Genomic DNA, 16847 nt, shown 5'->3' with positions numbered 1-16847 from the left:
ATTTACTGCAAAAATTTGCACACATAATAATAACAGCAATTTATAAATTAATTTCATCATTTTTTTTCAGGCAGTAAAAATAAAGATAAAAGACTCCGATCCGTTATCAGCCATTTAAATTAACACTATCGAAACATACTTAAAGTTGTTACAGCTCAATAACCTGGTATTTTACCTGTAACGATTTAAAAGCATCCTCCAATCTTTCTTTATGTGTATCGGTTATAAAAACCTGACCGGTATTTTCATTGCAAACCCAATGCAGTAAATGCTGCATACGGTTATCATCTAACTTTTCAAAAACATCATCTAAAAATAAAAGTGGCGCAAAACCTTTATTTGTTTTTAATAATTCAAACTCGGCCAGTTTTAAAGCAAACAATAAACTTTTGCGTTGCCCCTGCGATGCTGTATTTTTAAAAGATTGACCGTTCAGCAGCATACTGATATCATCTTTATGTACACCACCATTACTCCGCTGCAGCATAAAATCTTTTTGCCGGTACTGGTTTAATACAGATGCAAAATCCCCAGTGTTCAACTGGCTTTCGTATTGCAATGTTACCGCTTCGGCATTAGCTGCAATTTGATTGTAAAATTTTTGTACCATTGGAATTAAATCTGAAGTAAAATTTTTTCTTTTGGTGTAAATAAAATTTCCTGGCACAATCAGTTGTTCATCCAGCACTTCTAAAAGCGGCCAGTCGGTTTTACCCTGCTCTGCAAAACGTTTTAATAAACTGTTGCGCTGCTGTAATACTTTGTTATATTGAATCAGTTGTTGTAAATATTCAGCATCCATCTGGCTGATAACAGTATCAATAAAACGTCTGCGTTCTTCACTGCCACCGGTAATTAATTCAATATCATCCGGCGCTACCATTACTGCAGGAAATTTGCCAATATGCTCTGACAGTTTTGTGTAGGGGATACCATTTAATAAAAATTCTTTCCTTCCAAGCCCACGATAAATACAGACAGTTTCATTTCTCTTTGTCAAAATCAATCTTTGCTCTTCGCTACCATCTTCTCCATTTCCTCCTCCTTCGGAGGAGATAGAGGAGGCCATTTCCAGCCTAAAACCATCTTTATCAAATTGCACATTCAAAGCATCTGTCTTGCTAAAATAACTTTTGGTAAAACAGCAGTAGTAAATGGCATCCAGCAAATTGGTTTTTCCCTTGCCGTTTAAGCCGCAAATGCCAATAACCCTTTCTTTAAAATCGAAAGAAGCAAAATCGTAATTTTTATATTGAGTGATAGTTATTTTGTTAATTTGGAGCATTGCGGCTGCAAGATAAGTAATGTAGATGCTGTTTTTCATCGCCAAAAAGCTGTATATTTAAAATAGAAGAGAAGTTTTTTTTATAAGGCACGAAACCTTTTATATGTTTTTCTCGTTTAATTATATTGTGAAATCAATTTCATCAATACTGTTTTTACTGATTGCTCACTGCATCGCCTTAAGTCAAACTGCAAAATTAGAATGGGCAAAACAAATGGGCGGCAGTTCATACGATGTTTGCCAGGCTATAGTATTGGATGATAATGCTAACGTATATGCTACAGGCTATTTTTCTTCAACTGTCGATTTTGATCCCGGCCCCACTGTTTATAATCTAACTTCGTCTGCTGCAGAAGATATTTTTATATCTAAATCCGATGCAAAAGGAAATTTAATTTGGGCAAAAAGTATCGGCGATTTCAGGTACCAGGCCGGATATGCGATAACATTAGATGCCGCAAAAAATATTTATATAACAGGTATTTTTTTTGGCTCTGTAGATTTTGATCCTGGGCAGGGGGTAAGCATACTTAATTCAGCAGGAAACGAAGATATTTTTATTTGCAAACTGGATAATAATGGCAATTTTATTTGGGCAAAAAAAATTGGTGGTGCTACCAATGATTATTGTAATGCAATTGTGGTAGATAAATTTAATAATATCTATATAAATGGATATTTTGACGGGACAGCTGATTTTGATCCTGAGAATGGTGTATATAATCTTACATCCAAAGGGCAAACAGATATTTATGTTTGTAAACTTACTAATAATGGCAACCTGATGTGGGCCAAACAAATAGGCGGCAGTGGAACTGAATCTGCCTATTCAATAGGGCTGGATGATGAGCAAAACGTTTACTCAACTGGTTTTTTTTTCGCTTCCACAGATTTTGACCCGGGTACGGCTGTAGTTAATTTATCAGCAACAGGTTTTGGTGACGGCTTCCTTTTAAAACTTACTCAAAATGGAAATTATGTAAATGCGTTTTCAATCGGCAGTACAGAAAAAGTCAGGTGCAACAATTTAAAAGTAGATCAGAAGGGAAGAGCTGTTTATATTACAGGCTATTTCGATGGTGCAGCAGATTTTGACCCGGGCACAGCAGTTGCCTTATTAAATTCTCCTGCAGGAAATGATGATATTTTTATTGCAAAATATAATTTAGATCAAGAGTTAATTTGGGTAAAACAAATTGTAGGCTCCTCCTTTCAAAAAGCCTACGCTATGGATGTAGATATTACCGGTAATATTTACACTACCGGCCATTTTAATGGTACAGTAGATTTTGATCCTGGCACCGCAAATTTTAATTTAACTGCCTTTGGTGACCCAAGTATTTTTATTTTGAAACTTGACTCAACAGGCAATTTTATTTGGGCTGCCCAGTCAGGCGGAGAATTTTACTCCAGTGGTTATTCAATAAAAGTTGATACCGCCAACAATGTTTTTGCGGCAGGAACATTTAATGGTATAGTTGATTTTGACCCGGGTTCAGAGCAGTATAATCTTACTACAATGGGGGAGAATGAAATATTTATTCAAAAACTAAACCAATGTAACAATGCTGTAATTACAACAGCACTTACTATAGCTACCTGCAGTGCTTACACTTTAAATAATAAAACTTATTATAACAGCGGTACCTATTACCAATCTATTCAAAATATAATGGGGTGCGATAGTGTAGTTATAAATTTAAATCTTACCATTACAAGAGTTTTTGAAAATATTTTTATAGATATTTGTCAGGGACAAACATGGAAAGCAAGTGGTAAATTACAAACTAAAACAGGCATCTATTATGATACTGTAAAAAATGCTGCAGGGTGCGATTCTGTAATTGTAACCAGCCTTTCAGTAAATTCCTTGCCAAAACCTAATCTTGGCATTAATAGAAATATTTGTCAGGGGCAAACAATTAACCTTGATCCTGGAAATTTTAAAAGTTATTTATGGCAGGATTCCAGTACAAGAAAATTTTTTAACGCAGCAACCCCGGGCACTTACAAAGTTGCAGTAACTAATCAATATAATTGCACAGCAACTGCAAGTGTAATCTTAAAAAAAATTGTACCTCCTCCTTTAAATTTTTTACCGTTTGATCAGCCTTTATGTTCCGGCAATGTTCTCAAATTAAGTATTCCGGGTTATAAAAATTATTTATGGAGTACTTCATCCCAATTAAACAGTGTAGAAATAAGACAACCGGGTACTTATTATTTGACAGTTACCAGTTTTGATGACTGCATTGGTAATGATACTATTATTATCAACGAAATAGATTGTCTTCCGGTAAATATCCCCAACGCATTTTCACCCAATAATGATGGCATTAATGACTTTTTTAAACCGGTAATCAACATCGAAATAAAAGAATTTCATCTAAAAGTTTTTAACAGGCTGGGGCAGCAAATTTTTAGCAGCAACCTTAATAATAAAGCCTGGAACGGCAATTTTAAAGGTCTGCCTCAGTCATCAGGAACTTATGTATATCAAATTACATTTAAAAATGTTACTGGCAAATTATTCACCTACTCAGGCACTGTAACACTCCTTAGATAAAAACAGGTTTCAAAACTGTAAACAGAAAACTGAAAACCCTTATCTTTGCCGCCTAAAATTTAAAACCTTGGCTACAAAGTTTTCTAAAGAAACTTATTTATACTGGTACGAACTGATGCTGCTTTTGCGCAGGTTCGAAGAAAAAACCGGTCAGTTATATGGCATGCAAAAAATCAGGGGCTTTTGCCATTTGTATATTGGGCAGGAGGCTGTTGCTGCCGGATGTATGACGGCAACCAACCCAACCGATAAATTTATAACTGCCTACAGGTGTCATGCTTTGGCAATTGCAAAAGGTGTTACACCAAAATCAAGCATGGCAGAGTTGTATGGTAAGGCAACAGGCTGCAGCAAAGGAAAAGGCGGCAGTATGCACTTATTTGGTGTGGATGTGGGCTTTTTTGGCGGCCACGGTATTGTGGGTGCACAAATTGGTACTGGTGCAGGCTTGGCTTTTGCAGAAAAATATAAAGGTACTAACAATGTAGCACTTTGTTTTTTTGGTGATGGTGCCGCAAGGCAGGGCATGCTGCATGAAACTTTTAACATGGCGATGCTGTGGGATTTGCCTGTGGTTTTTATTTGCGAAAATAACCATTATGCAATGGGTACTTCTGTAGCCCGTACCAGCAAAACCTTAGATATTTATAAATTGGCCGACGCTTACGATATGCCTGCCGATGCAGTAGATGGTATGAGCCCCGAAGATGTACACAATGCGGTATTAAGGGCTGCCAACAGGGCAAGAGAAAAAGGCGGACCAACTTTATTAGAAATAAAAACTTACCGCTATAAAGGGCATAGCATGAGCGACCCTCAAAAATACCGCAGTAAAGATGAGGTAGAGGAATACAAAGAAAAAGATCCGATTGATCATGTATTGAATGTTTTAAAAACACAGTATAAAGTTGCTGATGCTGATATTGATGTAATAAATGAAAGGGTTAAAAAAGAAGTGGAAGACAGTGTGCAGTTTGCTGAAGAAAGCCCATGGCCTAATGATGATGAGTTGCTGAAAGATGTTTATGTACAGCAGGATTACCCTTTTATTGTAGATTAAAAAAGTTACAAGCTGTTGAAATTTAATATTCAAATTCAACGCTTCAAAAAAATATTAAACCAATATTAAAAAATAAAAATGGCAGAGACAAAAGTAAAAGTTGAAAGTGTGGAGACCAATGATGTGGTGGAAAGAGCAAAAGGTTTTTGGGCAAAATTCAGCAAGCCCATTATTTATGTGGGTACTGCAATAATAGCATTAATTGGCGGCTGGTATGCTTACAACAGCTTTTTTAAAGAACCAAAAGAATTAAAAGCCAGCGAACTTATTTTTCCTGCCGAAAAAATGTTTGCTAAAATGGCAGCTGCTTCCAGCTTTCCAAAAGATACCGTTGGGTTTGTTTTAAATGGTGGTAATATAGATGGAGAAAAAGTAACAGGTTTACTTAGCATTGCAAAAAACTATGGCGGTACACCAGCGGGTAATCTTGCACAATACATGACAGGTGCCTGCTATTTACATTTAAAAGAATTTGATAAAGCCATTAGTTATTTAAAAGAATTTGATGGTAACGGTGCTAATCAGATACAAAGCAAAGCCTATATTCTACTTGGACATGCGTTTGCTGAACAAAAAAAGGTTGAAGAAGCATATACCTATTATAAAAAAGCTGGCGAAGTTTTAAATGATAAAGATGAGCAACAAAAAGTTGTTGCGTTATTCATTGCTGCCAATTATGCAGAATCGACAGGTAAAAGTAAAGAAGCCATTGAAATACTAAAAGATTTAAAAGATAACTTTGGTGGTGCAATGGTAAGGAAATCCCAATATGAACAGCCCCCTGTTACACAGGATGATGTTGATAAACTTTTAGCAAAATTGGGAGTAACGAAATAAAATAAAAAGCAACCGGCAATTTGCAGATTTTTGGAAGCATCAGTTTATACTAATTAACCAATTAACTATTTAACAGATCAACGTTTCAATGTCTACTAATTCATCAAACTTATATAATACCTCAGGCATCCAATTAAAAAAGGATGCCTGTGTTGTGATTGTACGTACCGAATGGAATGCCGCAACCATTGATAAACTGGAAGAAGGCTGCAAAAAAATTTTAGACGAATATAAAGTAAAGCACATGACGGTAACAGTGCCCGGTGCTTTTGAACTTACTTTCGGCATTAAAAATTATTGGGAGCAACATAAATATAAAGATGATAAGCCCTGTGTGTTTATTGCATTAGGCTGTGTGTTAAGAGGTGATACGCCGCATTTTGATTATGTATGCAAAGCAGTTACCGACGGTATTGTGCAATTAAATTTAATACTGCCGGTACCTACAATTTTTGGTGTACTCACAGTAGATAATCAGCAACAAATTGATGAAAGAACAGGGGGCAAACACGGGCACAAAGGAGAGGAGGCCGCAATAACTGCGTTGAAGATGATAAGTAAAAGCCCCCAAATTCCCTGAAGGGGGCTTTTGAGTTCACAAATTTGAAAAGCTTTTTGCTTTTTTTAAAACTAATAAATCGATTTTTGAAAAGACATTAAAATATTTTATACCCTTCGTAAGCCCCTTCAGGGGTTGGGCTGTATTATGAAAGTTCAATTATTTATACCATGTTTTGTTGACCAGCTGTATCCGCAAACAGCTTTTAACATGATTAAGGTTTTGGAAAAAGCTACCTGCGAAGTAGTGTACAATACCAATCAAACCTGTTGCGGCCAGCCAGCTTTTAATGCAGGTTTTTGGGATGAAGCAAGAACGGTATGCAGTAAATTTATAAAAGATTTTGAAGGTGCCGATTACATAGTTGCCCCAAGTGCAAGCTGTGTGGGTTTTGTAAGAAATTACTATTCTAAATTATTTGAAAATTCTTCTCAGCATAACCAGGTAAAAGATTTAAGCAAACGCATTTACGAATTCACTGAGTTTTTAACTGATGTATTGAAGATAGAAAATTTTGGTGCGGTATTAAATACAACAGCAACTTACCACGACAGTTGTGCAGCATTACGGGAATGTAAAATAAAAGAAGCCCCACGTAAATTATTATCTCATGTAAAAGGTTTACAACTTACCGAGATGAATGATGTAGAAACCTGTTGCGGATTTGGCGGCAGCTTTGCTGTAAAGTTTGAAGCCATCTCTATCGGTATGGCCGACCAGAAAATAATTAACGCATCGCAAACTAAAGCCGAAGTAATTATCTCCACCGACCTCAGTTGTTTAATGCACCTTGATGGTTATATTAAAGGAAAAAATCTCCCACTTAAAACAATGCATATTGCCGATGTGCTGGCAAGCGGGTGGGAATAAAAAAGGCACCCTGCAGAACAGGATGCCTTTGTATTTATGCTTGGTCTGTTATACTATAAAAGGATCAACAATCGTAAGAACCTGCGCCGATGTTAATGGCTCATCAAATCCTTCTGACGCTGCGCCTGCAGTATTGAAAGCCCCGCCCAAACCAACGATGTTAACGCCGGCCTGAGTAGTAACTTCTTCACCATTATAACTGAGCTGAATAGCCGCATTACCCGGTGCATAATCTATACCGCTGTAATTTAAAGTTATCCATGGCTTTAAAGGTTTTTGAGCTGCAGGTATTGCTGCATCCAAAGCCCTTCTCATTTGCCTGATATGCGAAGCATGACGGGCTTCTACTGAATGAATATTTAAAGCAGCCGTTAAAGCAACCCTGTTCGATTGAAGATTAGGAGCCTGACCTTTGTAAGCCCTTACGCCAGTATCTTCAAAAGTTTGTGCCATTGCTAACTGTACGGCGTAGTTGGCAAGATAACCTAAAAACGGACCGGTGCCTGAACCATTACCTGCTGTAAAATCGAATGTAGGTTTTGCAACTGCTGCAGCACCTAAAACTGTTTTTAGAAATGCAACGTGTTTGTTTTCGTCGTCTTTAATTTTAGTTAAAGCAGCTTGTGCAGCTGGTGTTGCTGTTGCATAACCTGCAGAACCAACAATATTATTATAAAATTCTGCTTCAAGATATTCTAATGTTAATGCAAAATTTAAAACAGCATTTACATCTGCCGGTGTTTGGCCGTATGCTTTATTAAACATTGATGCAACGGCTAATGGCACTGCAGCTAAAGCTATTTTACCAGTAAGGTTTGCAAAGCTTTTCATCGCCTTACGCCTTGTATCAAACCTTTCGTAAACCTCCGGGTCTACTTTTTCTATTTCGGTTATTATATTTTGTAAATTCATGATTATTTTTTTTAAGATGGTAAATTACTTGCGTCAATTTTTGTTTTGATATACGTGCCTGCAATAGCTAAAACCTGTGCAGGTGTACGTGCCATATCTAAACCATTTGCATCAGTAGTTGCAGCAAATGTTCCGTTAGATAAAAGGTCTGCAATCAATGCAGCATGCCTTGCTTCAACCGAAACTATTTTGCCTGCAAGTGTAAGGTAAGTTGGCCCGTTGCCTGTTGTAGAAATCAGCTGCCCTGCACCGTTATATGCAGTAACACCTAAATCTTCAAAAGCTTTTGCTGTGCCTAATACACTTGCCCTGCTAGTAAAATCAATTGAAGAAAAATCTACTTCAAGGTCAGGGATTATAGAAGAAGCCGCAGCTGCAGTTATAGCAGCCCTGAAAAATTCACGGTGAGCAACTTCATGATTACGGATATCAGTGAGGTATTCCGTTTCTAAAGATGTTATACCTGAATAGGGTGAAGCTATTACTTTTACGTAAAAAGCTGCTTCTAACTGCTCCAATGCATACGCATAATTTAAAATACCCACATCGCCGCTGCCCAGATTAACACCGCCGTTAGATGCAGGCGTATCATCTTTATTACAGGCGCTGCCAATTGTTACCAGTGCGGCAGAAGCACCAAAAAATTTTAGCATATTTCTACGCTGCATACCAAACTCAGAGATTTGTTTGCTATTCTCTAAGGGTGGGGGAAGAATCATTTTTTTCATGATGTAATTTTTAAAATGTATAAAATAGTTGGACAGGCTGCAAAAAATTGCAGGCATTTTTAAATGAATAAATGTTTGGAAAGGAATTTTATGAGGGAAAGTGTAATGTAAAAACCCGTAATGGATCAGATTACGGGTTTTTATTTATGGCATCACCGGTGCTGTACTTCCGGTTGATGGTATTTTAGTATTGTCTGTTGCCTGCATACCTTTTTCTAACTCGCCTGTAAGGTTTTCTTTAGCATCTTTAAATTCTCTCATTCCTTTCCCAATGCCTCTCATTAACTCAGGAATTTTTTTACCTCCGAATAATAGTAATACTACAATAACAATAAGTATCAATTCGCCACCGCCTGGCATTGAAAACAACATTGTGGAATTAATAGTGCTTAGCATAAATTTATTTTTTGTACTGATGAAAATTTAATGTTTCTTTTTAGGTACGGTATTTCTTTTTGAGTGGTTTTAATTTTTTTGTTAAAAAAATTATGCTCTCATTTAATAAATAATTTACCTGTGGTAAAAATTATCAATAGTAATGCCAGCAAAAAACACTGCAGTAATTCTTTTATAAAATTGATACTATTAATGGGGCAAATAATCTAGTGTGGAAGGCAGCCATCTTTTTACAGAGATTATAGAAATAAACTCATTTTATTTAAACCCTTTACTGCAAAGGGTTTCAGGGGATTTAATCAAAAAAAATTAGCAAATTTTGAGCAGGTCAATACATTTAAATGTGGAATAGATACAGGATTTAATTAAACAGAAAATTGCAGCAGAAATGCTTTATTTAAAGCAAGTGGTAATTTTATTTTTTAATGGAGGAAAAATACATTCCAGGATGGATTTTTTTGAGTAAGTAATTGCTCTTATTGAGAATTGTTTTCTACAAATTTTATGAGTGAGATTTAAAAAAATATTCTTTCCACCAACCAGTAAGCAGCAATGGCTGCAATTAAAATAGATAAAGGGATAACAATTCTATTTCTGTAGTAAGATTTATTGCCAAATATTTTTCCAATTAAAAAGAAGGCGGCTAAAATAACAGTTACCTGGCCCAGCTCCACACCCAAATTAAACATGAGTAACGAACTGAAGTATGCATTTTTTGGAAGACCGAGTTCAGTTAATACACTGGCAAAGCCCATTCCATGTATCAATCCAAATAAAAATACCACACCAATGCGGCTGGCTTTTAATTTAGAAGAAAAAATATTTTCTAAAGCCACATACATTATTGATAATGCAATTACTGGTTCCACAACATTTACCGGAGGCTTAATTACTTTATACATGGCCAACCCAAGCGTAATAGTATGTGCAACTGTAAATGCTGTGGCCTGCCATAAAACAGGTTTTAATTTTGGGTTTAATAAAAATAAACTCAGCACAAATAAAATATGATCTAAACCCAACGGAAGAATATGCGTAAACCCCAATTGCAAATAGATACCGGCAACTTCTGTTTTACTCAGCTTTGATAAACCTTCCACATCATGTGCAAATAAAGATTGGCAAACCAGAAAGGAGAGAAGCATAAAACCAACGACCCTGCAATTATATTTAAACTTGTTATTAATCATACTAATTAAGATTATAAAATAAATTAAAAGAAAACAGCGAATTTTATTTTTGCAAACAAAGGTGTGCCGGGTGTATAATTTAATTCAGTTACCGCATTGGGTTCATTCATCAACCTGCTTTCGGTTGCAAACTGTGCTTCGTTCCATTTTACATTCAACATATTTTCTATTGATAACCCAATTTCATATTTTGGTTTGGTGTAGTTTACAGCAGCATCTAATAAAAAATATCCTTTAGCAACAATAGAATTATTTTCGTTGGCAGGCCTGTTTTTTATGTAACGGTATTTTAATCCTCCATTAAAACCAGTTTGTTTTTTATAAAATATTCCACCGATGCTGGTGGCCGTTGGTGCAAGCGGAATATAATCTTGCTCCTTTGCTTCACCTCTTGCCCTTGGTTTAGTAAAATTAATATTTACATTGGCAAATAAATTTTTGGCAAACTGGTAACGGGCAACAATATCCAACCCGTGTCTTTTTGTTTTACCACTGGGTTCTACAATTCCAGCATCACCCACATACACAAACTCCTGTTGCAGGTATAAATTCCATACTGCAATATTGAGCAGCAAATTTTTTGCTGGCTTTAAAATTATACCAAGGTCTGCACCATAAGCAGCGGGTAAAATTTCTTTTCCATCGTTGGCAACAACCACCCTTGTATCGTTACTGTGAAAACCTTTACCGGCTTTTACATAAACCTGCACTGCTTTATTAATATTGTATTGCACATTTAATTTAGGACTTACAATTGATTTATCCTGCACCGGCATTTGTGCAACAGTTAATTTATTAAAGTAATTAAAATTAAAATAATCAAAACGTACACCTGCATCAATTACCCATTTACCAAAAGTTGCCTGTTGCTGCGTAAAAGCATAGGCGTTTAATTCATTAATATCACCCAACATAACATTGTCAATAAACTGTCGTTTTACCTGGTGGCCTAATTGACTGTTATCAGTAACATCGTATCTTATGCCAACCCCATCGGTTGAGTTAAGCGTCCAGTTTTTAAAAAAATGTTTTTCTTTAAATATAGAGGAAAAGCCAAAAATATTTCTTTCTTCTGCCTGCACAATACCATCTCCATTAACAGGATCGTTTAAGAAAAAAGTAAAATTAGAAAAGAGTTTAAATTTATAACGGCTGAAGAAAACCTGGTTTTCCCAACTGCTTCCATTATTAAACTGATGGGCTAAAATTAAATTAGCATTATATCTCTCGGTGTTACCTCCTTCGCTTGGGTCAATACTTCCAAACCTGGTAATTAATCCGCTTTCAATTGCCCTTGTTGGTATTTGCCCGCTTGCATCCCATTTACTTTTAAATGCCGAAGCAGAAAAAGTTACATTAGTTGCTGCAGATATTGCAGCATTATATTTTGCAAAAATATTAAAGCGGTTAAAATTTTGTTTGTTTTCTGTCGGGCCGTTGGTATAATTAAATTCACCGGCAATATATGCACTCTGTTTATCTTTATTTTTTTTCAACAGATCAATCATGGCTAAAGTGCGGTAGCTGTTAAAATTTCCTGCTTCTGCCTGTACTAAACTTTTAGAAATATTTTTGAAAGTAGAAAAGGCTACATAACCTGCTGTATTTAAATTACCATGCTGAGTATAGTAAGGGCCAGCGCCAAAGTCAACATTGTTGATGGTTTCGGGAATTATGAAATGTGCATCGGCATAGCCCTGGCCATGTGCATGGCTTACCATATTTACCGGCATACCGTCCACACTTACCTGCACATCAGTACCATGATCAGAATCAAAACCCCGTAAAAAAATTTGTTCTGCTTTGCCACCACCGGCATGTTGTGCAATAAATAAACCGGGAACAATACGCAATAATTCCTGTGTGTTTTTTACAGGGCTTAAAGCCAGATCTATTTTTGTAAGCGAACTGAATTTTGTTGTGCCAGTTGCCTGCAGCGTTATATCTTCCAGTTTTACAGCATCGGGCTGCAGTTCAATTTTTATTTCGGTTGAACTAATATAATTTATAGAAAATACTTTATACCCTATATGAGATACAGAAATAGTGTTTTCATTATTTGATGTTTTTAATAAAAAAATTCCATGTTCATCAGTTAATGCTTTTTCTTTTGGGTTATTAGTAACAATTACAGAAACAGCTTCAAGCGGTTGCCTGCTCAGCGCATCTATAACTTTACCTTTAATAACAGTTTGTGCAGTTGCAGCAATTAAAAAGAAGAACAGAAAAAATAATATCAAAAAACTGTAATAGCATTTTGACAGTTTCATAAACAATTTTAGATAGATGAAGAAATACATGCACAGCATTGAACATATCTTTTGCAAAAAATGTTTATGTGTATGCAATGAAGAAATCTATCTTAACAACGGGGAGGGGGATAATTATTTTTAGATATACCGCTTATTAAAGAAGGTGTAATTGCGGAAGTATATTTTGTATTACTGTAAGCTATAAAAAAATCATCTTGTTTTGATACAATTAAAATATGTTCAGTTGCTGCAGTATCTTTTTTTGAGGAGGAAGAAGGCAGTTTATCAGATTTTTCTTCCTTAACATCTTTTGCAGTTTCATAATGCACATGGTACTCACCATTTTCGTAATGCACTGTTGCCATGTGCTGGGTGTAAAAGAAAACATGGCCTATAAAATCGGACATAAAAGGAAGCACAGGCTTGAGCATAACTACTGCGTAGCACATCAGGAGAATAGATAGCAGTAGTTTTTTCATTTTATACCTGTGCTTATAAATAAATTTACAACTATTTTGAATTAATTACAACGGCTCTTTGCAGTAATTCAGGATTTTTACTTCCGGTACTTAAGGCTGCTTTTAAATATTCTTTTGATTTTACAAAATCATTCTGGCTGTATGCTATCCAGGCCAGTTCATTATTTACGTCGATATTATTTGGACGAATAGTATATTCCATTACAGCATATTTTTTTGCACTGTCCCATTGGTTGGTCTTAATAAAACTCCTTGCCAGTTCCAGCGAAACAGAATGGTGATTGGAATTAGCATCAGTTATCAGCATTTTTTGTACTGCTGCATATTTATCCATTGCTTTTTTTGTATCTCCCATTGCTGCATACACATCAGCTTTTTGTTCTTCAAAAGAAGATTGCGGCATAATAGCAATTGCAGAATCTAATAATGCCAATGCCCTGTTGTAATCTTTCTTTTTAGTTAATACTTTTGCCAACCCTGCCATACTTGGTGCATAACTCGGCCTGATAAATAAATTTTCTTGAAAAGTTCTTTCAGCTTCGTCTAATTTACCAATGTTATAATATAAATCTCCCAGCACATTTAAACTCCAGCTTTGCGGTTCGCTGCCGGGTAAACCAGCCTGCACGGCTAATTTCATTGCGGCAATAGCGCCATCAAAATCGCCATAAATTTCACGTAAGTAACTTGCTCTTGAATAAGATTCTAAAGATGGTTTTAACGCCTGCATTTTATCCGACATGGCAACTGCTTCTTCATAATTTCCCAACTCCACATTTGCATCTACTAAAATTCCGTACACATAAGCATTATCAGGATTGATAGCTTTTGCTTCTTCTGCAATTTTCTTTGCATCAGCAAACTGGTGCTGACTCATTCTTAAAGAAGCTTTGTAAACATTGGCCTCAAAACTTTTAGGATCGATACTTAAAATACCATTTAATATTTTTTCAATGGCAGGATAGTAGTAATGGTGTTCGCCGGTAATTCTTTGTTCGGTAATAAAAATGGTGGCTAACTGCAAACGTGTTTTTACATCTTCTGGTTTTGCAGCCAGTTTTGCTTTTAACTCAGCAGTTTTTTCTTTGGTTTTAGTCCATTCCGAAGCGCTGGCTAATTCGCCTTTGCGATCTAAAAGTTCAGGAATGTCCATTGGGTTTTGTTCGCTGATGTATGCTTTTAATTTTCCTTCGCTACTGTTGCAACTGGTTATAGAAGTTGTAAGTGTGAAAAGAAAAAAAGCAACAAATGGTAGGAGGGTTAAAGTCTTTTTCATTTTTAGTTGTTTATATCAAATACGAAAAAAGGAGAACCTTGGTTCTCCTTTTTTAACAAATGTTATAGACTTTTAAGCTAAGCTTTATTAGTTAGCTTTAATTATACCTACTGTAGTAGATTTTAAACCATCAGCATACATCCTGGCGTAATAAGCACCCGAAGCCAAATTTGCTTTGCTCCATGGCACATAATAATCGCCTTTTGTACGGCTGCCTTCATTTATTGTGGCAATCTTTCTTCCCAAAGCATCTGTAATTTCAATACGAACGCTTGCAGCATCTGTTGTTACTTTATAGTGGAAAGTAGTTGATGTTTTAAACGGACTGGGGAAAGCAGAAAGCGCAATTGGCTCGGCTGCAATTCCTAAATTAAATACATTACTTTTTGGACCGGTGTAAGATGCTCCAGTAAAACCTCTCCATGGAGTTTGTACAAAAGGAAACGCTGCTTTAAATGTGGTATCGTTTTTACCTACACCTTCTTTAAAAGTTATAGTATTTACCAATTGAGCAGTAACCGGGCTTCCGCCTGGTACATAATCATCGTACCATAAACCAATAGCCGCTAATGCTACTCCGCCTACAGCCTGTAATTCAATAGTAGTTACATCATCTTCTAATCTTCTTCCGTTAGGAAAACCATCCATGTTTGGAATAAACTGAATGTTTGCATTAGCATTAAATCTTGGATCGGTTAATCCTAAAACTGCTGCCTGTACAATTCCTAAAGGGCTAAAGTCGGCACTGTTACGTGGTGTAACCGGTACAGCCATATTCAATCTTAAATAATCACCCAGGGTTGGTAAAAAGTTATTTATAAAAGGTTTACCAGCTGCTAAGGGATTACCACCTTTACCTGTTGCCAATTGATAAGGACGTAAGTTAGGAACGCCGGTATAAAAAATTGGTAAGATGTCAACAGCTCTCGGGCTCATATTGTCGGGTAATAAAATTGTACCAAAAATAGCATCATCCAATGCAGTACCTGCAACTGCCGGAGAACCTTTTAATGGAAACAAACCTGGTTTACCATTTCTAAAATCAAACGCACCAAGCGATGCAGTTTGCACTCTTAATTTAGCAAGGCCCGGAACAGCACCACCAAATTGAGAATCGTCCATGTATAAAGCTAACTCTGGATTTTTAAAGAAAGGTACAAATTGTCCGTCGTTTGCCGGTGAAGTAGCATTCCATCTGTCTTTTTGGCCAATTGCAATTACTGCTTCGTTGGTTAAAGGCATACCTAATCTTGATACTTGGGTCCATGCACCAGAAGTTGCAGGTTTATCACCAGCTAAACTTAAAGTAGTAATGGCTGGTCTGCTTGCATTAGCGTAAACACCAATTACAAAATCAGCATCTAAAATACTGGTAGCCATAGCCGTGGTTTTACCAGTTTTTTGTAAAGTAGCAATAGGTACTTCAATTGCAATAGTATGGCAATTAAATTTTGCAAGACCGTCTCTTGCACCGGCAGTTCTAAATCCGCCGGCATCAAAAGCACCGCCTAAGTCAACAAAGAAAGGATCATCAACCGGGCCACAAAAAACTTTTTCACCACTGGTTGCTGTTGCAATTGCTGCAGTCATTAATGCATTATAATCTGTAGCACCTAAACCTACGCCACCTTCAATAGAGCGTGGGCCAATATTATTTGGTGGCACCACACCAGCGGTAACGATAGAAGTAAATGATGTACCACCGTTAATACTTCTTTCGCACAGGTAAGTTGTTTTTATATTTTGCTTACCAAGGCGGATGTTGAAGAAAGTTGATCCATCCTCGTTTACCTGGGTAAAAGTAAAACGGTAAATAATATCATCACCGGTTGTGGCAGTGTTATTATCAATATGAATTTCGTAGCGGATGTTTTCTCCAAAAGTGTACCAGTTGGGGCCACCTGCCGGATGCTCAAAAGGAATATAGTTTGCAATCAAAATTATTTTGCTTGAATCAGCAGGACTGCGAAAGGCATATAAATCTGTATTATCTGCCAGCGGATCGTTGCTGATTAATGGTGCTTCTCTATGGCTTGATGCTAAAGCTTGCATAGTAAATGCAGTTGAGCAAAGCAACAGAGCAGTTAGTATTTTAAAATATTGTTTCATATTATCTGGTGTTTATAATTATTTAATAGTTTTTCTTAGAACCTTGCTTTTAATGTATAATCAAATCCTCTCCATGGTGTTTGCACATAAGGAAATGCCGGTTTAAATGTGGTATCGTTTTTAGTTGGCCCTGCAGAAAAACTCAATACGTTAACAAGGTTAGTTGTTACCGGGCTGCTGCCATCTAATTTATAATCATCATACCATAAACCAATAGCCGCTAATGCAACACCGCCTACTGCCTGCAGTTCAATGGTGGTTACATCATCTTCCAATCTTCTTCCGTTAGGAAAACCATCCATGTTAGGAATAAACTGAATTGAAGTGC

At 36.4% G+C, this 16847-nt stretch carries 15 protein-coding genes; 5 read left to right on the top strand and 10 right to left on the bottom strand.

The window, feature by feature from the left end; genetic code table 11:
- Positions 1 to 148 precede the first annotated feature (148 nt).
- Positions 149 to 1324, bottom strand: coding sequence for a DNA replication/repair protein RecF (gene recF, locus ACY651_RS08905; RefSeq protein WP_462251822.1), 1176 nt, complete (start codon positions 1322 to 1324; stop codon positions 149 to 151).
- An 88-nt stretch (positions 1325 to 1412) separates the two neighbouring features.
- On the opposite strand from recF, the gene ACY651_RS08900 reads away from it, so the two are divergent.
- From ACY651_RS08900 to ACY651_RS08880, 5 genes are all read left to right on the top strand, one after another.
- On the top strand, positions 1413 to 3851 hold the full coding sequence (locus ACY651_RS08900) for an SBBP repeat-containing protein (RefSeq protein ID WP_462251820.1): 2439 nt from the start codon (positions 1413 to 1415) through the stop codon (positions 3849 to 3851).
- 67 nt (positions 3852 to 3918) lie between these two features.
- On the top strand, positions 3919 to 4911 hold the full coding sequence (pdhA, locus tag ACY651_RS08895; protein ID WP_462251818.1) for a pyruvate dehydrogenase (acetyl-transferring) E1 component subunit alpha: 993 nt from the start codon (positions 3919 to 3921) through the stop codon (positions 4909 to 4911).
- Between the two features lie 78 nt (positions 4912 to 4989).
- Positions 4990 to 5748 carry a tetratricopeptide repeat protein gene (locus ACY651_RS08890; RefSeq protein WP_462251816.1) on the top strand — a complete coding sequence of 253 codons (759 nt, stop codon included), beginning with the start codon at positions 4990 to 4992 and terminating at the stop codon, positions 5746 to 5748.
- A 154-nt stretch (positions 5749 to 5902) separates the two neighbouring features.
- Positions 5903 to 6328: a 6,7-dimethyl-8-ribityllumazine synthase gene (ribH, locus tag ACY651_RS08885; protein WP_462251814.1), complete on the top strand. Its 426-nt coding sequence runs from the start codon at positions 5903 to 5905 to the stop codon at positions 6326 to 6328.
- 126 nt (positions 6329 to 6454) lie between these two features.
- Positions 6455 to 7177, top strand: coding sequence for a (Fe-S)-binding protein (locus tag ACY651_RS08880; protein ID WP_462251812.1), 723 nt, complete (start codon positions 6455 to 6457; stop codon positions 7175 to 7177).
- A gap of 48 nt (positions 7178 to 7225) precedes the next feature.
- Here the strand turns inward: ACY651_RS08880 and ACY651_RS08875 are convergent, their stop codons facing one another.
- The 9 genes from ACY651_RS08875 to ACY651_RS08835 all read right to left on the bottom strand — a co-directional run.
- Positions 7226 to 8089 (bottom strand): ferritin-like domain-containing protein, encoded by an 864-nt coding sequence (locus ACY651_RS08875; protein WP_462251810.1) that lies wholly within the window; start codon positions 8087 to 8089, stop codon positions 7226 to 7228.
- An 11-nt stretch (positions 8090 to 8100) separates the two neighbouring features.
- Positions 8101 to 8817, bottom strand: a complete 717-nt coding sequence (locus ACY651_RS08870) for a ferritin-like domain-containing protein (RefSeq protein WP_462251808.1) — start codon at positions 8815 to 8817, stop codon at positions 8101 to 8103.
- A 144-nt stretch (positions 8818 to 8961) separates the two neighbouring features.
- Complete coding sequence (locus ACY651_RS08865; protein ID WP_462251806.1) at positions 8962 to 9213, bottom strand: Sec-independent protein translocase subunit TatA/TatB; 252 nt, start codon at positions 9211 to 9213, stop codon at positions 8962 to 8964.
- A gap of 515 nt (positions 9214 to 9728) precedes the next feature.
- A complete protein-coding gene (locus ACY651_RS08860; protein ID WP_462251804.1) occupies positions 9729 to 10358 on the bottom strand; it encodes a HupE/UreJ family protein in 630 nt (209 codons plus the stop codon).
- Between the two features lie 68 nt (positions 10359 to 10426).
- Complete coding sequence (locus ACY651_RS08855) at positions 10427 to 12673, bottom strand: TonB-dependent receptor (protein WP_462251802.1); 2247 nt, start codon at positions 12671 to 12673, stop codon at positions 10427 to 10429.
- A gap of 92 nt (positions 12674 to 12765) precedes the next feature.
- Positions 12766 to 13134, bottom strand: coding sequence for a hypothetical protein (locus ACY651_RS08850; RefSeq protein WP_462251800.1), 369 nt, complete (start codon positions 13132 to 13134; stop codon positions 12766 to 12768).
- Between the two features lie 31 nt (positions 13135 to 13165).
- Positions 13166 to 14410 (bottom strand): tetratricopeptide repeat protein, encoded by a 1245-nt coding sequence (locus tag ACY651_RS08845; RefSeq protein WP_462251798.1) that lies wholly within the window; start codon positions 14408 to 14410, stop codon positions 13166 to 13168.
- 87 nt (positions 14411 to 14497) lie between these two features.
- The gene (locus ACY651_RS08840; protein ID WP_462251796.1) at positions 14498 to 16519 is read right to left on the bottom strand and encodes a DUF4331 family protein; all 2022 of its coding nucleotides are present in this window, start codon (positions 16517 to 16519) and stop codon (positions 14498 to 14500) included.
- A gap of 35 nt (positions 16520 to 16554) precedes the next feature.
- The coding region (locus ACY651_RS08835) for a DUF4331 family protein (protein ID WP_462251794.1) at positions 16555 to 16847 on the bottom strand (293 nt) is incomplete at its 5' end.

This window comes from Ferruginibacter sp., from assembly GCF_031391665.1.
Taxonomy (GTDB): domain Bacteria; phylum Bacteroidota; class Bacteroidia; order Chitinophagales; family Chitinophagaceae; genus Ferruginibacter.
Note: the sequence above shows the minus strand (reverse complement) of the source record. Positions and strands in the feature narration are given on the sequence as shown.